18 protein-coding genes and 1 pseudogene are annotated in these 19131 nt (G+C 59.3%); 15 read left to right on the plus strand and 4 right to left on the minus strand.

All coding sequences use genetic code 11. The features are described 5' to 3' along the window. Positions 1 to 22: 22 nt before the first annotated feature. From K5R89_RS27470 to K5R89_RS16570, 10 genes and pseudogenes are all read left to right on the plus strand, one after another. Positions 23 to 2286 (plus strand): annotated as a pseudogene (locus K5R89_RS27470) (NtaA/DmoA family FMN-dependent monooxygenase). An 11-nt stretch (positions 2287 to 2297) separates the two neighbouring features. Then, positions 2298 to 2807: a GNAT family N-acetyltransferase gene (locus K5R89_RS16530; protein ID WP_004202731.1), complete on the plus strand. Its 510-nt coding sequence runs from the start codon at positions 2298 to 2300 to the stop codon at positions 2805 to 2807. A 9-nt stretch (positions 2808 to 2816) separates the two neighbouring features. Continuing rightward, complete coding sequence (locus tag K5R89_RS16535) at positions 2817 to 3743, plus strand: amino acid ABC transporter permease (RefSeq protein ID WP_217259452.1); 927 nt, start codon at positions 2817 to 2819, stop codon at positions 3741 to 3743. Next, a complete protein-coding gene (locus K5R89_RS16540; RefSeq protein ID WP_032453069.1) occupies positions 3727 to 4506 on the plus strand; it encodes an amino acid ABC transporter ATP-binding protein in 780 nt (259 codons plus the stop codon). The genes K5R89_RS16535 and K5R89_RS16540 overlap by 17 nt, the downstream gene beginning before the upstream one ends. Positions 4507 to 4544: 38 nt before the next feature. Beyond that, positions 4545 to 5396, plus strand: a complete 852-nt coding sequence (locus K5R89_RS16545; protein WP_072198978.1) for a transporter substrate-binding domain-containing protein — start codon at positions 4545 to 4547, stop codon at positions 5394 to 5396. A 77-nt stretch (positions 5397 to 5473) separates the two neighbouring features. Continuing rightward, the gene (locus K5R89_RS16550) at positions 5474 to 6091 is read left to right on the plus strand and encodes a glutathione S-transferase family protein (protein ID WP_087827037.1); all 618 of its coding nucleotides are present in this window, start codon (positions 5474 to 5476) and stop codon (positions 6089 to 6091) included. 70 nt (positions 6092 to 6161) lie between these two features. After that, positions 6162 to 6389: a tautomerase PptA gene (pptA, locus tag K5R89_RS16555; RefSeq protein ID WP_004891592.1), complete on the plus strand. Its 228-nt coding sequence runs from the start codon at positions 6162 to 6164 to the stop codon at positions 6387 to 6389. Positions 6390 to 6597: 208 nt separating this feature from the next. After that, the gene (locus K5R89_RS16560; RefSeq protein WP_072420091.1) at positions 6598 to 6915 is read left to right on the plus strand and encodes a type II toxin-antitoxin system RelE/ParE family toxin; all 318 of its coding nucleotides are present in this window, start codon (positions 6598 to 6600) and stop codon (positions 6913 to 6915) included. Between the two features lie 75 nt (positions 6916 to 6990). Further along, complete coding sequence (gene nadS / locus K5R89_RS16565) at positions 6991 to 7287, plus strand: NadS family protein (RefSeq protein WP_004138143.1); 297 nt, start codon at positions 6991 to 6993, stop codon at positions 7285 to 7287. Positions 7288 to 7365: 78 nt separating this feature from the next. Further along, positions 7366 to 7812 carry a hypothetical protein gene (locus K5R89_RS16570; protein ID WP_086075357.1) on the plus strand — a complete coding sequence of 149 codons (447 nt, stop codon included), beginning with the start codon at positions 7366 to 7368 and terminating at the stop codon, positions 7810 to 7812. A 40-nt stretch (positions 7813 to 7852) separates the two neighbouring features. Here K5R89_RS16570 and K5R89_RS16575 read toward each other — a convergent pair whose 3' ends face one another. The 3 genes from K5R89_RS16575 to K5R89_RS16585 are packed head-to-tail and all read right to left on the minus strand — an operon-like array spanning position 7853 to position 12481. Continuing rightward, positions 7853 to 9457 carry a carbohydrate porin gene (locus tag K5R89_RS16575; RefSeq protein WP_048335866.1) on the minus strand — a complete coding sequence of 535 codons (1605 nt, stop codon included), beginning with the start codon at positions 9455 to 9457 and terminating at the stop codon, positions 7853 to 7855. 43 nt (positions 9458 to 9500) lie between these two features. Next, entirely contained in the window at positions 9501 to 10883 is a 1383-nt protein-coding gene (locus K5R89_RS16580) for a glycoside-pentoside-hexuronide (GPH):cation symporter (RefSeq protein WP_087827036.1), read from the minus strand. Between the two features lie 26 nt (positions 10884 to 10909). Further along, entirely contained in the window at positions 10910 to 12481 is a 1572-nt protein-coding gene (locus tag K5R89_RS16585; protein ID WP_087827035.1) for a family 78 glycoside hydrolase catalytic domain, read from the minus strand. A 203-nt stretch (positions 12482 to 12684) separates the two neighbouring features. Between K5R89_RS16585 and K5R89_RS16590 the strand changes: the two genes are divergently transcribed. Continuing rightward, complete coding sequence (locus K5R89_RS16590; protein ID WP_044523479.1) at positions 12685 to 13509, plus strand: helix-turn-helix domain-containing protein; 825 nt, start codon at positions 12685 to 12687, stop codon at positions 13507 to 13509. Between the two features lie 124 nt (positions 13510 to 13633). Here K5R89_RS16590 and K5R89_RS16595 read toward each other — a convergent pair whose 3' ends face one another. Continuing rightward, the gene (locus tag K5R89_RS16595) at positions 13634 to 14215 is read right to left on the minus strand and encodes a flavin reductase family protein (protein ID WP_048297612.1); all 582 of its coding nucleotides are present in this window, start codon (positions 14213 to 14215) and stop codon (positions 13634 to 13636) included. A gap of 214 nt (positions 14216 to 14429) precedes the next feature. Between K5R89_RS16595 and K5R89_RS16600 the strand changes: the two genes are divergently transcribed. The 4 genes from K5R89_RS16600 (at position 14430) to nhoA (ending at position 18729) form a co-directional block, all read left to right on the plus strand. After that, the gene (locus K5R89_RS16600; protein ID WP_064154551.1) at positions 14430 to 15131 is read left to right on the plus strand and encodes an ABC transporter ATP-binding protein; all 702 of its coding nucleotides are present in this window, start codon (positions 14430 to 14432) and stop codon (positions 15129 to 15131) included. Beyond that, positions 15128 to 16096: an ABC transporter substrate-binding protein gene (locus K5R89_RS16605; protein WP_044523475.1), complete on the plus strand. Its 969-nt coding sequence runs from the start codon at positions 15128 to 15130 to the stop codon at positions 16094 to 16096. Before K5R89_RS16600 ends, K5R89_RS16605 begins: the two co-directional genes overlap by 4 nt. A 55-nt stretch (positions 16097 to 16151) precedes the next feature. Further along, the gene (locus K5R89_RS16610; RefSeq protein WP_064157910.1) at positions 16152 to 17807 is read left to right on the plus strand and encodes an iron ABC transporter permease; all 1656 of its coding nucleotides are present in this window, start codon (positions 16152 to 16154) and stop codon (positions 17805 to 17807) included. A 76-nt stretch (positions 17808 to 17883) separates the two neighbouring features. Beyond that, positions 17884 to 18729, plus strand: coding sequence for an N-hydroxyarylamine O-acetyltransferase (nhoA, locus tag K5R89_RS16615; RefSeq protein WP_117145416.1), 846 nt, complete (start codon positions 17884 to 17886; stop codon positions 18727 to 18729). The last annotated feature ends 402 nt before the right edge of the window (positions 18730 to 19131 follow it).

The raw sequence follows: 19131 nt of genomic DNA on the forward strand, positions 1-19131 counted from the left end.
GATGACAGGGGAAGGGGTAGCTATGTCTGAAAATCGACAATTGCGTCTGGGGACGATATTACATGGCGCATCGGGAAATATGTCCGCCTGGCGTCATCCGGCGGCGCAAGCGGACGCCAGTATTAATTTTGATTTTGTTACAGAGACGGCGTTAAAAGCGGAAGCGGGAAAACTGGATTTTATTTTTGTCGCCGACGGTTTATATATTAATGAAAAATCGATTCCCCATTTTTTAAATCGCTTCGAACCTTTAACGGTGCTTTCCGCGCTGGCCGCGGTCACCCGGCGGCTGGGGCTGGTGGGGACCTTATCCACTTCGTACAGCGAGCCGTTTACCACCGCCCGCCAGTTCGCCAGCCTCGACCATTTAAGCCAGGGGCGGGCGGGCTGGAACGTGGTCACTTCGCCGCTGGAAGGGTCGGCGAAAAACTTCTCCCGGGCCCAGCATCCGGATCATGCGCTGCGCTATCGCATTGCCGATGAATATCTGCAGGTGGTGAAAGGCTTGTGGGATTCGTGGGAAGAGGATGCCTTTGTGCGCAATAAAGCGACCGGTCAGTTCTTTGACAAAAATAAGCTGCATACGCTCGATCATCACGGCGATTTCTTTAAAGTGGCCGGACCGCTGAATATTGCCCGCACGCCGCAGGGACGACCGATTATTTTCCAGGCTGGCGCGTCGGACGACGGCAAAAAATTAGCCGCACGCCACGCCGATGCCATTTTTACCCATCAGGAATCGCTGGCCGAGGCGCAGGCATTTTATCAGGACGTGAAAAGCCAGCTGGCGGCCTGGCAGCGCACTCCGGATCAGCTGCATATTTTCCAGGGCGTCAGCGTCATTGTCGGCGATGACGCCGAAGACGCGGAGCGCCAGTACCAGACCACCGCGGCGCTGGTCTCCATCGAGGATGCGCTGAACTATCTGGGGCGGTATTTCGAACACCATGATTTTTCGCAGTATCCGCTTGATGAACCGTTCCCGGATATTGGCGACCTCGGGCAAAACAGCTTCCGCAGTACCACCGACGAGATTAAACGTCACGCCCGCGAGCGCGGATTAACCCTGCGCCAGGTGGCCCTGGAGGCAGCGAGCCCGCGTCCGCGCTTTACCGGCACCGCCAGCGATGTCGCCGACGGCCTGCAACTGTGGTTCGAACAGCGCGCGGCGGACGGCTTCATTATTCAGGGCGGCACGCCGGAAACCTTTCCGCGCTTTGTGGATGAGGTGGTGCCTCTGTTACAGGCGCGCGGCCTGTTCCGTCGCGACTATCCGGGCGCCACCCTGCGGGAAAGTCTGGGACTGGCGCTACCCGCTAATCAATTCCAAAAATAAGAAAAGAGAATCACGCTATGCAGAAAACAACACTCTTGCTGGCCGTCGCGTTGGCATTTAGCGCCTCGTCGTGGGCACAGGACGTCAAGATCAATGGCACCGGGGTAAGCCTTGAGGCCAACAAAACGCCCATTCACACAGCGAAAAACCCGCAGGCCATTGCCCTGTTGCCGAAAGATCTGCATCTGGCGGTGCCGGGGAAATTTACCGTCGCGGTGGCGGCCCTGAACTCACCGCCGCTGACGGTCTTCGCCGATGACAACAAAACCCTGCTCGGCAGCGAGGCGGATATCGCCCGGCTGGTGGCGGAGAGTCTCGGGCTGGAGGTGAACGTGGTTCCCACCTCCTGGGAAGACTGGCCGCTGGGGGTCACCTCCGGCAAATATGATGCCGCGATCAGCAATATTACCGTCACCAAAGCGCGGAAAGAGAAGTTCGATTTCGCCACCTACCGCAAAGACTCGCTGGGCTTCTACGTCAAAAGCAGCAGTCCGCTGAGCAAGATTGACAAGGCGGAAGACATCGCCGGGCTGAAGATTATCGTCGGCTCCGGTACCAACCAGGAGGCGATCCTGCTGGCGTGGAACGCGGAGAACGTCAAAAAAGGGCTGAAGCCGTTTACCCCGGTCTACACCAAGGATGATGCCGCCCAGACTCTGGCGCTGCAGACCGGACGAGCCGATGCCTTTTTCGGCCCCAATGTGATTGGCGCGTGGAAGGCGGCGCTGACCGGCAAAACCAAACTGGTGGGCAGCGTTGACGGCGGCTGGCCGAAAGCGGCGCATATCGCGGTGACGCTGAAAAAAGACAGCGGGCTGGTGAATGCCGTCCAGGCGGCGCTGAACGGCGCTATCGCCAGCGGGGACTATGCCAACGTGCTTAACCGCTGGGGAGAGGGAGTGGAAAGCATTCCGCAATCGGAGATCAACCCGCCCGGACTGGGCGACTGACAGGAGGCGCGATGAGCGAAGCATTCCGCGATATTTCTCCGGACGCACCGGAGCTGCAGCCGATTATTAGCGGGCTGTTTGCCGAATACGCCGCCCGCTACGGTGACTATTTTTCCCGCGATGCGGAAGTGGAGTTGAGCGAGTGGTATTTGCCGCCGCAGGGGCTGTTTATCGTCCTTGAGCGTGAGGGCGAAATTATCGCCACCGGCGCTTATAAGCCGAAGGATCGCCACACCGCAGAGATCAAACGTATCTGGACGCACCGCCGTCTGCGCCAGCAGGGGCTGGCGGCGAAAGTGGTTCAGGAGCTGGAGCGGCGGGCGGTGCTGGCCGGGTACAGCCATATCTACCTGACCACCGGCTTTCGTCAGCCGGAGGCGGTCAAGCTCTATCTCAGCCAGGGGTATGAGGCGCAGTTCGACCTCGCGCGAGACCCCGAAGAGTACAGTCAGCCGCCCTACGATGGCCGACTGCGGTTCACTAAAGCGCTGGCGGTGAGCGCCTTCAGCCACAGCGCCTGAGGAGGCATGATGCATTCATCTGAAACGATCAAAGTGGTGCCGGCGCGCTATCCGCTGCGGGTAGTCGGGGCCCTGGTGGCCCTGCTGGTGCTGGCGGTAGTGATCCAGTCGGTGGCCTTTAACCCGCGCTGGGAGTGGGGCGTCTTCGCACGCTGGTTCTTCGACCCGGTGATCCTCGAAGGGCTGGGGCAAACCCTGCTTCTGACCCTGCTCGGCACGGTGCTGAGCGTGATCTTCGGCGGCCTGCTGGCGCTGGCCCGCTTGTCCTCATCATGGCTGCTCAGCAGCCTCGCCTGGGGCTATATCTGGCTGTTTCGCTCGCTGCCGCTGATTGTCGTGCTGATCATTCTCTACAACTTCTCCTATCTCTACGACACCCTGTCGCTGGGGATCCCGTTTACCGACGTCACCTGGGCCAGCTACCAGACGATAAACGTGCTGGGGCAATTCTCCACGGCGGTGGTGGGCCTGACCCTGGTGCAGAGCGCCTATACCGCGGAGATTATTTGCGGCGGGTTCCTCGGCGTTGACCACGGGCAGTATGAAGCCGCCGCCGCGCTGGGGCTACCCGCCTGGCGACGCACGCTGCGCATTATTCTGCCGCAGGCGCTGCGCACCATCCTGCCATCCGGCTTCAATGAGATCATCAGTCTGGCGAAAGGAACGGCGATGGTGTACGTCCTGGCGATGCCGGAGCTGTTCTACACCATCCAGATGATCTACAACCGTACCCAGGAGGTGATCCCGCTGTTGATGGTCGGCGCCGCCTGGTATCTGGTGATCACCAGCGTCCTCTCCGCCATTCAGTACCTAGTGGAACGTGGCCTGGCGCGCAGTGAGCGCCGCTCGGCGGTGAACAGCGCCCGCGGCAGCCGTCTGAATCAACCCGCACGTCAACCACAGCCCCAGGAGGCCGTCCATGCCCAGCTCTCGTAATGGCCATATCTCTATCACCGGGGTCAGCAAATACTATGGCCGCCACAAGGCGCTGGACGATGTGTCGCTGGAGATACCTCCGGGCACGGTGACGGTGATCCTCGGCCCTTCCGGTTCGGGCAAGTCCACGCTTCTGCGCACCATTAATCACCTTGAGCGCGTCGATGAGGGGTTTATTCAGATTGATGGCGACTATATTGGCTATCGCCGCAAAGGCGACAAGCTGTATGAGATGAAAGAGAAGGAGATCCTCCGTCAGCGGATCAACGTCGGCTACGTGTTCCAGAACTTTAACCTGTTTCCACACCTGACGGTGCTGGAGAACCTGATAGAGGCGCCGATCGCCCACAGGCAGGTCACGCGCAAAGAAGCCATTGCCCGTGCCTGGGAGCTGCTGGACGTCGTCGGCCTGCGCAATAAAGCCGACGCCTGGTCGCGACATCTCTCCGGCGGCCAGCAGCAGCGTATCGCCATAGCCCGGGCGCTGGCGCTGGACCCGCGGGTGATCCTGTTTGATGAGCCCACCTCGGCGCTGGATCCGGAGCTGGTGGGCGAGGTGCTGGATGTGATCAAGAAGCTGGCGCGCTCTGGCACCACGCTGGTGGTGGTCACCCACGAGGTTGGCTTTGCCCGCGAGGTGGCCGACCAGGTGGTGTTTATGGTCGACGGCAGGATCGTCGAGCAGGGCAGCAGCGACGAGGTGCTCAACCATCCGCAGCATCCGCGTACCCGGCAGTTTTTATCCAGGGTGCTGCCGTCATGAACAGAGCGATAGCGACCCTTGTATTCAGCGCCCTGGCGCTGGACGCTCACGCGGCGCTGGATCTGCGCGCCAATGAGCAGCCATTGCCGGTCACCCGCGACCCGCAGGCGATAGCGAAAATTCCGCCGGGCTACCGTTTCGTGGAGCCGGGGACGCTGACGGTGGCGATCTCAGCGCTCAATTCGCCACCGCTGGCGCTGCTGGCCAGCGACAACCGCACGCGGATCGGCAGCGACCCGGATATAGCCCGCCTGCTGGCCGGGAGCCTTGGCCTGAAGCTCAGGCTGGTGCCCACCGCGTGGGAGGACTGGCCGCTGGGCATCGCCGCCGGCCGCTATGACGTGGCGCTGATTAATATTGCGGTAACCGAGAAGCGCAAAGAGAAGTTCGATTTCGCCACCTATCGGGTGGACTCTCTGGCCTTCTCGGTGAAATCCACCAGCGACATCGCCGCGGTACATGGACCTGCGGACCTTGCCGGGCGCAAAGTGATCGTTGGGTCCGGCACCAATCAGGAGCGGATCCTGCTGGGCTGGAATGAGGACAACCGGGCTGCCGGGCGGCCGCCGGCCCAGCCGGTCTACCTGACCGATGATGCCTCCGGCAACCTATATATCCAGTCCGGGCGGGCGGATATTTTTTTCGGCCCGCAGTCGGTGGCCGCCTATAAAGCGGCCCTTAACGGCCAGACCCGGGTGGTAGGCCTGGGGCCGAAAAAAGCGTGGGTGGCGACGACCACTAAAAAAGGTAACGGTCTGGTCTTTGCCCTGCAGGCCGCCCTCGACGGGGCGATCGCCCGCGGTGAATATCAACAGGTGCTGGCGCGCTGGGGAGAGCAGGGCGAAGCGGTGGCGCAGTCGGTGGTCAACCCGCCGGGGATCACCTACTAACCGCCAGGGCCAGGGTATGCCGGGTGGGTGAGCGGCAATTTTCTGCCTACACTTAGGCTTTACCCTGGAGGCAGACCATGATTACCGTATATGGCGTGCCGGGATGGGGCTCGACGATTAGCGAGCTGATGCTCTCCCTGGCCGATATTCCCTACGAGGTGGTTGACGTCGAGGGCTTTGACCAGCCCGGCCCGGCGCGCGAGCGCCTGCGGCAGATTAACCCGCTGTGCCAGGTGCCCACCCTGACGCTGGCCGACGGCAGCATCATGACCGAAACCGCCGCCATCGCGCTGATGATCCTCGACCAGCGCCCCGATCTGGCCCCCGCGCCGGGGACGCCGGAGCGTCAGCAGTTTCAGCGTCTGCTGATCTGGCTGGTGGCGAATGTCTATCCCACCTTTACCTATGCCGACTACCCGGAACGCTGGGCGCCCGCCGCGGCGGAGCAGCTGGTGGAAAATTGTCGCCAGTACCGGAACAACCTCTATCTCTGGTTCGAACAGCAGCTGGTCGCCGGGCCCTGGGCGCTGGGCGCGTCGGTTACCCTCCTGGACTGCTATATCGCGGCGATGTATAGCTGGGGGCCCAGGCAGGCGTGGTTTAACGCCCATACGCCCAAATTTGCCGCCGTCGCCCTGGCGGTCTATCAGCGACCGGAGCTGGCCGCGGCGCTACGACGTAACAAGCTGATTTAACGCACGCGATGCCAACCGCAACCGCCATTCTGTGGTAGCGTTATGGCCTTCATCACAAGGAGTCTTTGCTATGCCGCATGTTGATATTAAATGCTTTCCCCGTGAACTGACTGACGAACAGAAAACCGCGCTGGCCGCCGACATTACCGAGGTGCTGATCCGCCATCTGAACAGTAAAGAGGGCGCGGTCAGCGTCGCGCTCACTCAGGTTGAGCCGGACGCATGGCAGGCGGTGTGGGACAGCGAGATCGCCCCGCAGATGGCGCAGTTGATTAAGAAGCCGGGTTATAGCATGTAATCCGGCGCCCCGGAGGCGATGCTGCGCATCTGTCCAACGGACAAGGTGCTTTGCGCCGCCTCCCGCAGGGCCTTTTCAGGCGAAGTGCGGATTGATGAATTTTGTCATGGGTGAATTTTTTAAAATGTACCGGGTACATAAATGCCTTGATTAATGTACCCGGTACATGTATGTTATTTGGTAAGTCGTAAGGACATCAGGGAATGAGATGTTGACTTTTATTGAACTACAAGGCTTCAGTAAACGACGCCAGGCGCTGTTACCGGATGATGAATTTCGGGCCTTTCAGGAAATCCTGATCAATGATCCTGAGGCAGGTGACACCATTTCGGGAACCGGAGGTTTTCGTAAAATCCGCTGGAGTCGTCCCGGAACGGGAAAGCGCGGCGGCGTGCGGGTGATTTACTATAATGTAACGATAAAGGGGAGAATCTACCTGGCGCTCATCTATCCTAAAAATGAACAGGATGAGTTAAGCCAGGAGCAGAAAAAGATGTTAAGGCAGGTTGCTGAGTTATTAAACTAGCCAATAAACATAAAGTGAGGCTGAGCTATTAATGAACGAAACATCGATAGCGCCAGAGAGCCAACTGAGGTGTGTATGAAAGACGAATTGTTTGCCGATCTGCTGGCTAGTGCAGAAGAAATGGTCAGAATTGAGAAGGGTGAACAAACGCCGAAGGTGCACCACGTTCATACCTTCAGCGAAGTTGATGTGAAAGCGATACGTGAAGCCACAGGTTTAAAACAGCAGGACTTCGCCGCCGCCGTTGGCGTTAGCTATGAGCTGGTTAAAAGCTGGGAAACGAAACGACGTCATCCTACCGGCGCATCCAGAAAGCTGCTTTTATTGCTTCAGGGCAATCCATTGATTATCAACTTGTTGAAGGTTATTTGAAAGGTTATTCTTCGCAAGGAAAATGGCAGAGTTTGCCCTCTTTCGTAACCGTAGCCTTTAAAAAGGAGAGTATTACGTATGGAAACCAACGATTCTATTTTGAAAGAAATCGAGAAATACAGCGCTCATATTGATAGGTTTAGAGCGCGAGCAAACACTCATGGTATCTGGTTGTTTATTGCTACCCTTGGATGCTGGGGAGTAACTGAGCCCAGTATTCGGCTATTAGCATTCGTTATGCTTTTCTTTATTTTTGTGTTTCTTCTACACGGTAGCTTTCCAGGTGAAAAGCGAACGTTTAAAAAGATTCACGATGATATAAAAAATAAAATATTTGATAATTTAACACCAGAACAACAGCAACAAAGGTTTCACGATCTTCTCATCGTTGAGAAAAAACGAAAGTCACTCATTGGAATTATAAAAACAACCTTTATCTTTATAGCCTGTTATGGTTTTTATTTTATGAGTTTATTTTACTTCATACAGAACTGGCATTGTGTCAAAGTAACAACGTGTATTTAAATCAACCCGTCCAGGCGTTTGCCCCGGACGGGCTACTTTATTAAAACCAAATCTCTGTCTGCACGCCAAAGTTCCAGTTTCCTCCGGCGGTAAAGCCTTTACTGCCGAAATCATCGTTGATCGCATAGCGATCCAGGTCTTTATCCCAGTTCATCCACGTGACAAAGAAACGGATCTCCGGCCTCGCTTTGATATCAAACACATCGCCCACTTTGAACGTCGGGGCGAAGGTCAGCTTGTAAAAATCGCCGCTCACCGCCTGGTATTGATACACGTTGTCATTATAGCGATAGGTTCGGCCGTTGGGATTCAGGTCCATATATTGCCAGGACGCTTCGTATAGCAGGGCGAAGTTGCGGGTGATCCCTTGGGAAACCCGCAGGTTAAAGGTTGCCCAATCGTAGCGGTCGCCATCGCGGTAGCGATCTTCGCTATGCTGGGCGATAACCGATGGTGCAAGCTGCCAGTTTTTCCCCAACGGCAAAATGCCGTAGGACGCAAAACGCAGGGACTTAGCGTTCTCGGTAAGATCGCCATCGCTACCGGGCTGGCGCGCCTCGGCGCCCAGCCCGCCGCCATACTGCAGGGCGCTCTCAGATACGCCCGGCGCGAGGCCATAGAATTGCTGTTTGTCGTGATATGCCAGCATCGCGTAGTAGCCGTTTTTCGCCGTATTATCGCTGCGCAGAGCGTAACTGCCGGTGGTCGAGGTATTATCTTTCAGATCATCATTGCCCTGGGCGGTCATCGCCGTGGTCATCAGCTGCCAGTTGTTCCAGAAGTGGTTGGCGGTGAACATCAGGTTCTGTATATCGTTATCCTGGTAGTTATCGCTACCCAGATCGCCGAAGTTACGCGCATAGACCGAGTAATCGCCGCGCAGCGTATCCCCCCACTTCACGTCATTGATCCCGCCGCCGGTACCGCCGAGGAACATAATATCGCTATCGGTAAAGTGGATATCGAAATTATCGCGGTCGAAACGCTTGCCCGCCCAGATGGACGCGCTCCTGAACGGCCCGGAAAAATCGGCGAAATTGCCCATCTCGACGTACAGCTGACGCACGTTCAGGTGGTGGCTGTCGTTATCCTGTACCCATGGATCCGGGTTGGTTGCCCCGTCGGCAAGCATGGTTTTAAAGTGCGCCCATGACCCGTCGCTGAAGGTCATTTTTTTGCCGAAGCTGAGCTCCACGTAGTTATCTTTCTCGTTGCCGAGACGGCCAACGTGGGCATCGCCGTTGAGCGAACTGGCCGGGGAGATTCCCGGCCCGCCGCGCGCGCCTTTACCATGACTGTCAACCAGCATCCCGGAGCGCGCGTAGGCGTTGAACTCGAAGCCATCGCTGAGGCTGCTTTTCGCCAGCTGTTTGTCGGCAGCCTGCTGCTTTTGCTCGGTCGCTGCGGTGCGCTGACTGAGGGTCTGCACCTGCTTTTCCGCTGCCGCCGCGCGTTGTTCCGCGGCGCTGGTGCGCAGCTCCGCCTGCTGCGCCCGACGTTTGGCCTCTCCGGCCTCCTGCTCCGCATGATTAAGCCGGGCCTCCAGCTGCGCCAGCCGTTGTTCGACGGTGAGCGGGGCCGCACTCGCGTCGTAAGCCGAAAAAAGGGCGCAGCAAACCGCTGCGCTAATCAAAGAGATACGCATATCAATCCTTATTTTTTTCAGAGGTATTAGGGGGTGCTGCGCCTTACAGGGCGTGGTTTTCTCCAGCAACGGGCGATGGGTTCGACGACGCACGGCGTCCAGCGTCAAGGTCGGCGCGGATCTGCTCGTACTGGTCGTCGAGTCGGTAGAAGCGACCCATCCACAGCATTGAGGCGACAATCAGCAGCGCCGGGATATAGAGGTAGCAGGCTTTTATCGCCAGCATCGCGCCGTCGCTTTGCGTCTGATTAGCGATATAACCGCCGGATGAGAGCAGGACCCCGGTAATGGCTCCCGCGCCCGCCATCGCCACCTTGCCAAGAAAGCCGTTGATGGAGGTTAAAATGCCGGCGGTATTGATGCCGGTTTTCCATACTCCGTAATCCACCGGATCGGCTTGCATAGAGAAGTAAATTGCCGTGCGCTGTCCGGCGCCAAGCGAGAGTACGACCGCTCCGGCAACCAGACCCCAGCTGTTAACGCCTGCCGCCATCATCATGACCATGCCGACCAGGTTGATCGCGCTGGCGACCAGATAGACGTGGCGCTTTTTCATCCGGCTGGCGAGCAGCGGAACGGTGAGGGTACCCAGCAGAGGAACGAAGGTGGAGATCCCGGCGACGATCGCCGTGAGATCGTTATTACCGACGTAATAATGGAAGAAGTAGACCAGCGCCCCGGTCTGGAAGAAAAACGCGCCCCACATCAGGAAAATATTGATGGCGAAGACGAACCATGGTTGGTTGGCGCGCAGGCTGACCCAGGCGCGTTTTAAGGTCATGCGCTCCTGAGTAATGCTGATATTTTCCTTAACGTTCCGGAAGCTCACCAGCAGAAAAAAGGTGGCAATAACGCCGAAAACCACCGCAGTATAGAAGAAGCCGTGCTCCTGATTGCCTTTCCCCAGCGCGCCAACCAGCGGCAGCGTGGCGACCGCGACAATAGTCGCGCCGAGCGAGCCGAGCAGAATACGTACCGCCGACAGCGTCGTGCGCTCCCGCGAGTCGTTCGTCAGAAACGGCAGCATGGCGCAGAATGGAATATTAACGAGGGTATAGAGAAACGACAGGCACAGATAGGTGACAAAAGCGTAGATCAGCTTACCGGTGGTGCCGAAATCAGGCACGTAGAAGGCCAGAATACACAGCAGTCCGAAGGGGATCGCGCCAATCAGCAGATACGGACGGCAGCGCCCCCAGCGGGTGGCGGTATTGTCGATAACCAGCCCCATTAGCACGTCGGCAACGCCGTCCACCAGGCGCGTCACGAGGAACATCAGGCCTACGTAATAAGCGGGCAGGCCCATCACGTCGGTGTAAAAGAACATCAGATAAAGAGAGATCATCTGCCACACAAGGTTGCAGGAGAGGTCGGCGATGCCATAGCCAAGGCGCTGCCGCCAAAGGGTAAAGGTTGTTTCTGCCATAAAAGTAAACTCGCTTATCGTTGTTGTTAAAGTCCGTACTGGCGAATAAACCAGGCCGGGGTGCAGCTCCACGCATGGCAATAACTGTTTATCAGCTTGCTGCCATAAGGGGAAAAATCAGGATGCGCCGGGTCGAAGATTTCCCAGAAGGTATCGGCGCCGTAGTCGACCATTGCTCCCCAGTAGGCTTTGATCTGCGCAATAGCGTCGTCGCGCAGCCCGCACTGCAGAAGAGCGGCAATATAGTGGTGACGCAGGTATGGCGTGTTCATGGCGATCGCGGGGGGATTTTGCTCCAGATTATGCATGATCTCCCGGCGCTGCTGAGGAGTACCGACTTCCGCCAGTACCAGCCAGATTTGCGATGCCCATGAGACCTGCCGCTGCTCGCCGCTGATGTAGAAGCCTTGCTGCTCGTCCCATAAGACATCGAGGGCCGCAGCTTTAAGCTGCTGTAAACGCTGGCGATAGCTGACGGCCAGCTCAGGTTCGAAACGCTCCGCCAGCCAGACGGCGCGCTGCAGGCAGTAAATCAGCACGCCCTGCGCAGCAGCCTGTTTATTCAGCGATGCCTGCCAGTCGATAAACACCCACCAGTCGTCGCTATCGCGCACAACCCCGGAGGCGTCGCAGCGTTTCAGCGCCAGTTCAATCTGACGACGGGCCGTGGGCCACAGCTCGCGGGCCGTAGCAATATCCTCCGCGCTTTGCAGATAGTTGTAGAGAACGTCAATAAAAAACAGAGAATAATCAAAAAGAAAAGTATCGTCAGCAATGACATCCGGCTGCACGAACACGTTGGCCGATACCATACCGTCCTCACGAGTATGCCCGGCGAAAAGGTACAGGCAGCGGCGTACTAAATCGTGACGGGCGAAGGTCACATCGTTCACCAGCGCCTGCAAACGTAAATCGCCGAGCCACAGGCGGCGGTCGCGTTTGGGGCCATCCTCAAACACCTCCTGCATGCAGTTTTGCAGGGTCAGAACGGCAACGCTGTCGATGGCCTTGAGCTGCGGGTCGGCGGTTGTCGCTGCCGGGCATGCGCCGCTGGCGGAGGTAACGGCATTCACCTGAATCTGGTTGAACTGCAGACGAAACTTGCGCGACACGGCTTTGACCTCCACCTTCAGATAGCGGAAGCAGTAGCGGCGCGGCAGATCAACTTCGGCCGGCAGGACATCAAGCCACAGATCCTGCTGCTGCAGCCAGCTGCTGCTTAGCCAGCCCTGGTAATCGCTGAACGGCTCACACACTTCGCTCAGCGTTTCGCCGAAGGTGAACTGCAGATGGGCCGGAGCGTCCGGTGGGCTCCCGACGCTCTGACAGAGAAAATGCAGGTAGCCAACAAAGTGGCTGCCAAAATCAATAATGACGCTATCGCCGCTGCTCAGCTCGCGCTGGTAAAACGCGGCCGGGGAACTTACCGGTTCGGCGCGCCAGCCAAACAGCGCCGTGGCGTCGGCGTGGGCTTCCACCACGGCGATCGGCGGGTACGCCTGGCGGCGTAGCGCGGGCCGGAGCGTCTCGGCGGTGCGTAGAAAATCCGGGTGGCGGCTCATCGAGACCTGAGAATTATGCTGAATTGCCTGTGACATACTGCGTCCTCTGTATTTATTTGTCCGCAGCATAAGATGCCGGCCACGGGGGCAACCACTCTGGCAATGCCAATGCATTTGCCAGATTGGCACTGATAATGAGATGGGCGAGTTGCCGATCACAATTCCAAACATCTTGCTCGTGGCGGTCGGGAAAATGCATTATCTTGCCTCTGCGCCGTAAGCCGTTTTGGACTTTACAGATGATGATGTTGACCGTTGAGTATTATTTCACCCATCCGCAGGATAAGCTGGGCATGTATGCCAGCGATCCGGAAGATAATAGCCATGAACATAGTCATGAATTTGCTGAGCTGGTGATCGTTGAGGAAGGGCACGGTTTACACGTTATTAATGGCAGGCCACTATATATTCAACAGGGCGACGTTTTTTACGTTCAGCCTGGCGACGTTCATTATTATGATGAGCTGGGGACGCTTAAGTTAATTAATGTGCTGATTAATCCGTTGGTAGGCTTTCATTATTTACAGCCTCTCGATACCTTATTACAGACTTTTTCTGCGCAGAATGCGTCCTGCTACGGTTGGCTGGCGCCGGACACCCGCCATATCTGCAAGGAACTGGTGGATAAGATATTTTCTGCCGAGCTGCGGCAGGAGCAAAATATTGCTCTGCGCGAAGCCGCGTTTTTCCAGCTGGTGACGACGATTCTGCATGCCGAAACCGAAGCCGAATATAGCACCACTAAATATAAGCTGCATAAATTGCTGACCTGGCTACAGGAGCACTGTTTTGAAGAGCATAACTGGCAGCAGCTGGCGGAGAAATTCCATCTGACCACGCGTACCGCTTTTCGCCATATTAAAGAGGCGACGGGATTGACGCCGGATAATTATTTAAAGCGTCTGCGATTAGTTTCGGCGCGCGTAAAATTACGCGAGACCGATATGACGATTACCGAAGTGGCCTATCTATGCGGCTTTGCCAACAGTAATCACTTTACCACTTTATATAAAAAGGTTTTTGGCCTGACGCCCAGCGAAGACCGGCGGCGTTTGCAGCGCTAGTTCTCTCCCCGGAGGCGATGCTGCGCATCTGTCCGGGCTACGCGTCCTCAGCGGTCTGCGATCCGGTAGCCCGGGCAAGGCGCTGCGCGCCGCCCCCGGGAGAAAGTGCGCAGTAGTTGAATATTTATTCTTCCGGAGTATTGGCCCGCACGTGGCGGCCGCTGGCGACAAAATTGCCGGTCCCCAGATGATGCAGGGTATTGATCTTATCGTCATCGAACTGCCAGCGTCCGGTGACAAACGCGCGCTCATCGGCGGCGGCGGAAACCACTTCGCCAAACAGCGTATCGTACTGCTCCTGGGCCGCCGTCGCCGGCAGCAGACGGCACTCCATCCATGCCAGACACTTCTCCTCGATCAGCGGCAGTCCCAGTTCCGGACCGCTCACCACCGGAATTCCGTAAGCATTGAATTTGTCTTCATCGCGGCCGCTGACGCTGCCGACCGCGTAGGTCCAGCTGGCGGCGGCCACGCCGGGAACCACGATGCCGAAGGTGCCGTTGCGCTCGATGATTTCCCGTGTCCAGGTGCTTTTATCCACCACGATAGCCACCCGCGGCGGGGCGAATTCCACCGGCATCGACCAGGCGGCGGCCATGACGTTGCGCCGGTCGGACGCCGCGTCGTAGCTGGTGATCAAAATGGTCGGGCCGTGGTTGAGCAGGCGGCTGGCATACTGCAGTTCCACGTGGCGAAAGCGGCTCATAGGCGTTCCTTGAGTATTGGGTCGGTTGGCAGGTAACACGTTAAGCCGCAATGAAAATGTAATCAATACGTCATCTCGTCTGACTATAGTCGCCAGCACAAAGTCCCAAAGAGGATCACAATATGTTGGCTCCCCTGATGTTATCCCAGGTGAGCGCGCCCCGTCGGATGTCGACCGCCGGGCAAGGGTTGCTTTCCCGCAAGGGAGGGCGACAATGCGCGCGCTGACCCCTATCACTCTGCAGGCGGTCTCATTCGCCTTCGCAGAGACCCCCATTCTAGATGGCTTCTCGCTGCATATCGAACCCGGCAGCATTGTGGCGCTGCTGGGCCCGTCCGGCTGCGGCAAAAGCACCTTGCTGCGCCTGCTGGCCGGGCTGAGCGTGCCGGCCAGCGGTGAAATCCGCTTTGGCGATCGGCTGGTCGCCCGCGCAGGATGGGGATTGCCCCCGGAACAGCGCGATATCGGCATGGTTTTCCAGGATTACGCCCTCTGGCCGCATATGAGCGTGGCGCAGAACGTCGCCTTTCCGCTGCGCATGCGCGGCGTTGCCCGCGCCGAACGCGAGCGCCGGGTGAGCGAGGCGCTGGCGCGGGTGGGCCTCGACGGCTTTGCGGAACGTAAACCTTCAGGCCTTTCCGGCGGCCAGCAGCAGCGGGTGGCGCTGGCGCGGGCGATCGTCGCCGCGCCGCGGGTGCTGCTGTTTGATGAGCCGCTCTCCAACCTGGACAGCGAACTGCGCGAATCGCTGTGTGGCGAAATGAGCCGCCTGCTGCGACAGCTCGGCACCACCGCCGTGTATGTCACCCACGACCGCCGTGAAGCCGACCTGTTAGCCGACCGGATCGTCCATCTATCCGCGGGCCGCGTGGCCGCTGTCCGCGCCGTTACGCCAACCTCAGGGGAAGTTGCATGAACACCGTTATGACCGTTAAGAAAGGAGTGGTACTCGCGATGGCTCTCTCCGCCATGATGCTCTCCAGCGCCCATGCGCTGACCGTTTACACCGCCGGCCCCGGCTCGCTGGCGAAAAGCCTGGCCAGTGGTTTTGAACAACAGACCGGGGTGAAGGTGACCGTTTTTCAGGCCACCACCGGCAAAGTGATGGCCCGTCTGGAGGCCGAGCAGGCCAACCCGCAGGCGGATGTGCTGATCTCCGCTTCATGGGATACCGCGGAGGATCTGCACAACCGGGGCTGGTTGCTGCCTTTTCACAGCGCTAACGCCGACAAGGTACCGGCTAATCTGAAATCGGCGGACTATATCGCCCAGGGAGTCTCGGCGCTTGGCATCGTCTGGAACAGCAAAAGCGGCACTCCGGAGCCGAAAGAGTGGCGCGACCTCACCCAGCCGGCGTTTAAAGACAAGGTGACCACGCCCGACCCGTCGCTCTCCGGCGCGTCGCTGGATCTGTTGATTGGCCTGCAAAACAGCATGGGCGACCAGGCCTGGCAGCTGTTTGACGATCTGAAAAAGAACGGCATGGTGGTCAGCGGCCCCAACGCCCAGGCGGTGACGCCGGTGATGCAGGGAGCGAAAGCGGCGGTGTTCGGCGCGGTGGATTATGTCTCCTACGGCAATATCCAGCAGGGCGAGTCGCTGAAGGTGATTTTCCCGGCCAGCGGGACGGTGATCGCCCCGCGCCCGATGATGATCCTCAAAACCAGCCAGCATGCCGACGAGGCCAAAGCCTTTATCGATTACGTGCTGTCGCCGGAAGGTCAGGCGCGGGTCGCCGACGCCTGGCTGATGCCCGCTCGCCGCGATGTGGCCGCCAAACGCCCGCTGCTGGACGCGCTGAAGGTCTTGCCCACCAGCGGCGAGGGGAGTAGCGAGCGTAGCGCCGTCCTCAGCCGCTTCAGTCAGCTGTATGCCCACTAATTGACACGATTCTCCGGCGCTGGCCGCCGGAGAACGCTTCGTTTCAGGAACCGCTGTGAAACAAAAATTCCTTTCCGGCGTGACGCTTGCCGCCCTGACGCTGCTGGTCGCGTTACCGCTGTTGTTTATTCTGCTGCAGGCGATTTTTCCCCATTTTAGCGCCGGTTCGCTCCATGACGCCTTTGGCGGCGTCGCGCCGCTGCTGGCCGACCCCCAGCTGCCGTCGATGCTCGGCGGTACGCTGTGGATTGCCGGCGGCGTGGCGCTGGCCAGCGTGATGATCGGCCTGCCGCTCGGTATTCTGCGCGGTATGTTTTCGTTGCCGCTGCCCCGGCTGTGGGACCTGCTGTTTTTGATCCCCTTTCTGACGCCGCCCTATATCTCGGCGCTCTCGTGGATGCTGGCTCTGCAAAGCCAGGGCTATCTGCAGCAGCTGACCGGCTGGCAGCTAAACGATCTGCTGTTCAGCCGCAGCGGGATCGTGCTGGTGATGACCTTTAACATTTTTCCGGTGGTTTACTTTGCCGTCTCCCGCAGCCTGCTGGCGAGCGGGCAACGGCTGGCGATGGTTGCCCGTGTCCATGGCGCCAGCGCCTGGCGCGCCTTCTGGCACGTGACGCTGCCGATGCTCTCCCCGGCGCTGGCGGCGGGGATGCTGCTGGCGTTTACTCTCGCCATTGAGGAGTTTGGCGTCCCGGCGGCGCTGGGCAGTCGGGCGGGAGTAGTGATGCTGACGGTGGGCATTGAGAAAAAGCTGGCCGACTGGCCGGTGGATCTCACCGGCGCTGCGCTGCTGTCGCTGCTGCTGATGGCGGTGGCGTTGTTCGCCTGGTGGCTGCAAACGCGGCTGGTGGGGGAGAAGGAGGTCACCAGCGTCACCGGTAAACCGGGAGAAAACCGCGGAGCGTCGCTGGGCTGGATGACGCTGCCCGCGCTGCTGGTGATGGCGGCCGTCGGCGGCCTGGCGGTCGGGGTCCCCGCCGTCTCGATGATGCTCACCAGCCTGATGGGCACCCTCTCGGGCGGGGTGAGCCTGGAGAATGTCACGCTGCGTCACTTCGCGGCGCTGTTCGACCAGCAGGGCGACGCCCTGTCGGCCCTCGGCGTCAGCCTGTCGCTGGCGTTAGGTTCGGCGCTGATCGTCGGCGCGCTGGGGCTGCTGGCCGCCTGGCTGGTAATGGTGCAGAAGATCAAAGGGCGCGGGGTGGTGGATGCGCTGTCGCTGATGCCGGCGGCGCTGCCCGGCGTGGTGGTGGGGGTGGGATTGATCCTGCTGTGGAATCAGCCCTTCTGGCCGCGTTCGCCCTACAACACGCTGTGGATGCTGCTGCTCTCCTATTGCTGCCTGCTGCTGCCCTGGCCGGTGCGCTATGTCGGCAGCGCGCTGCGCCAGCTGGGCCCGAACCTTGAGCCCGCCGCCCGGGTGCACGGCGCGTCGCCGCTGCGGGCGCTGCGGTTGATTGTCCTGCCGCTGGTCTTTCCGGCGCTGCTGGCGGCGATGCTGATGGTGTTCGCGGTGGCGTCCCGGGAGCTGGTGACCTCGCTGCTGCTGTCGCCCGCCGGCACGCAGACCGTGGCGGTGTTTATCTGGCGCCAGTTTGAACAGGGATCCGTTGGTCAGGGCATGGCGATGGCCAGCCTGACGCTGTTGACCGGTCTGGTCCTGATGCTGACGGCGCTGGCGCTGATGCAGCGCAGCACGCGCGGTTAACGGCAAGCGCACAAAAAAGAGGGTCGGCGCTGAAAAATAGGCTATAAATGTCGGACACCTACAGCTGGAGACCCTGATGAGTCCCTTTTTACGCGCCTATTTTTCCCGTCTGAGTTGGACGGGCGAGCCTGATGTTTCTATTGATACCTTGCGCCAACTGCATCTGCAGCATAACAGCGCCATCCCCTTTGAAAACCTCGACGTCCTGCTGCCGCGCGAGATCCATCTTGACGACCTGGCGCTGGAAGAGAAGCTGATCGCCGGCCGCCGCGGGGGGTATTGTTTTGAACAAAATGGCCTGCTGGAGCGCGCGCTGCGCGAAATAGGCTTTAACGTTCGCAGCCTGCTTGGCCGGGTGGTGCTGGCCAATCCGCCGCAGATGCCGCCGCGCACTCACCGTTTATTGCTGGTGGAAGTGGCGGGCGAGCGCTGGGTAGCCGACGTTGGCTTCGGCGGCCAGACGCTGACCGCGCCGATCAAGCTGCTGGCCGATATCCCGCAGCAGACGCCGCACGGCAGCTATCGTCTGGTGCATGAAGGGGATGAGTGGACGCTGCAGTTCAACCATCACGAACACTGGCAGTCGATGTACCATTTCGATTTAGGCCGCCAGTATGCGTCTGATTATGTGATGGGTAACTTCTGGTCGGCGCACTGGCCGCAGTCCCACTTCCGTCACCACCTGCTGATGTGCCGTCATCTGCCTGACGGCGGCAAAATGACCCTCACCAATTTCCACTTTACCCACTGGGAGAATAACCACGTGGTGGAGAAGGTCGATTTTGCCGATGTCTCCGCGCTGTACGAAGGGCTGCAGACCCGCTTCGGCCTCGGCGTGGACGATCCTAAACATGGCTTCAGCGAAGCGGCGCTGGCGGCGGTGATGGCGGCGTTCGATACCCATCCGGAAGCCGGGAAGTAAATCTCCTCATGCCCGGCGGTGCTGCGCTTGCGCGGGCCTACGGGGGATGAGCCTGTGAGAGGGCCCTGCAGGCCGGGCAAGGCGACAGCCGCCACCCGGCGAAATTACAGGTACCGTGCCTGATATCTTGCCCGGCGGCGCTGCGCTTGCGCGGGCCTACGGGGGATGAGCCTGTGAGAGGGCCCTGTAGGCCGGGTAAGGCGACAGCCGCCACCCGGCGAAATTACAGGTACCGTGCCTGATATCTTGCCCGGCGGCGCTGCGCCTGCGCGGGCCTACGGGGTCTGAGCTCTGTGAGAGGGCCCTGCAGGTCGGGCAAGGCGAAAGCCGCCACCCGGCGAAATTACAGGTACCGTGCCTGATATCTTGCCCGGCGGCGCTGCGCCTGCGCGGGCCTACGGG

The sequence above is a fragment of the Klebsiella sp. TF21-TM genome (assembly GCF_019753495.1).
In the GTDB taxonomy this organism is placed as follows: Bacteria; Pseudomonadota; Gammaproteobacteria; order Enterobacterales; family Enterobacteriaceae; genus Klebsiella; species Klebsiella quasipneumoniae.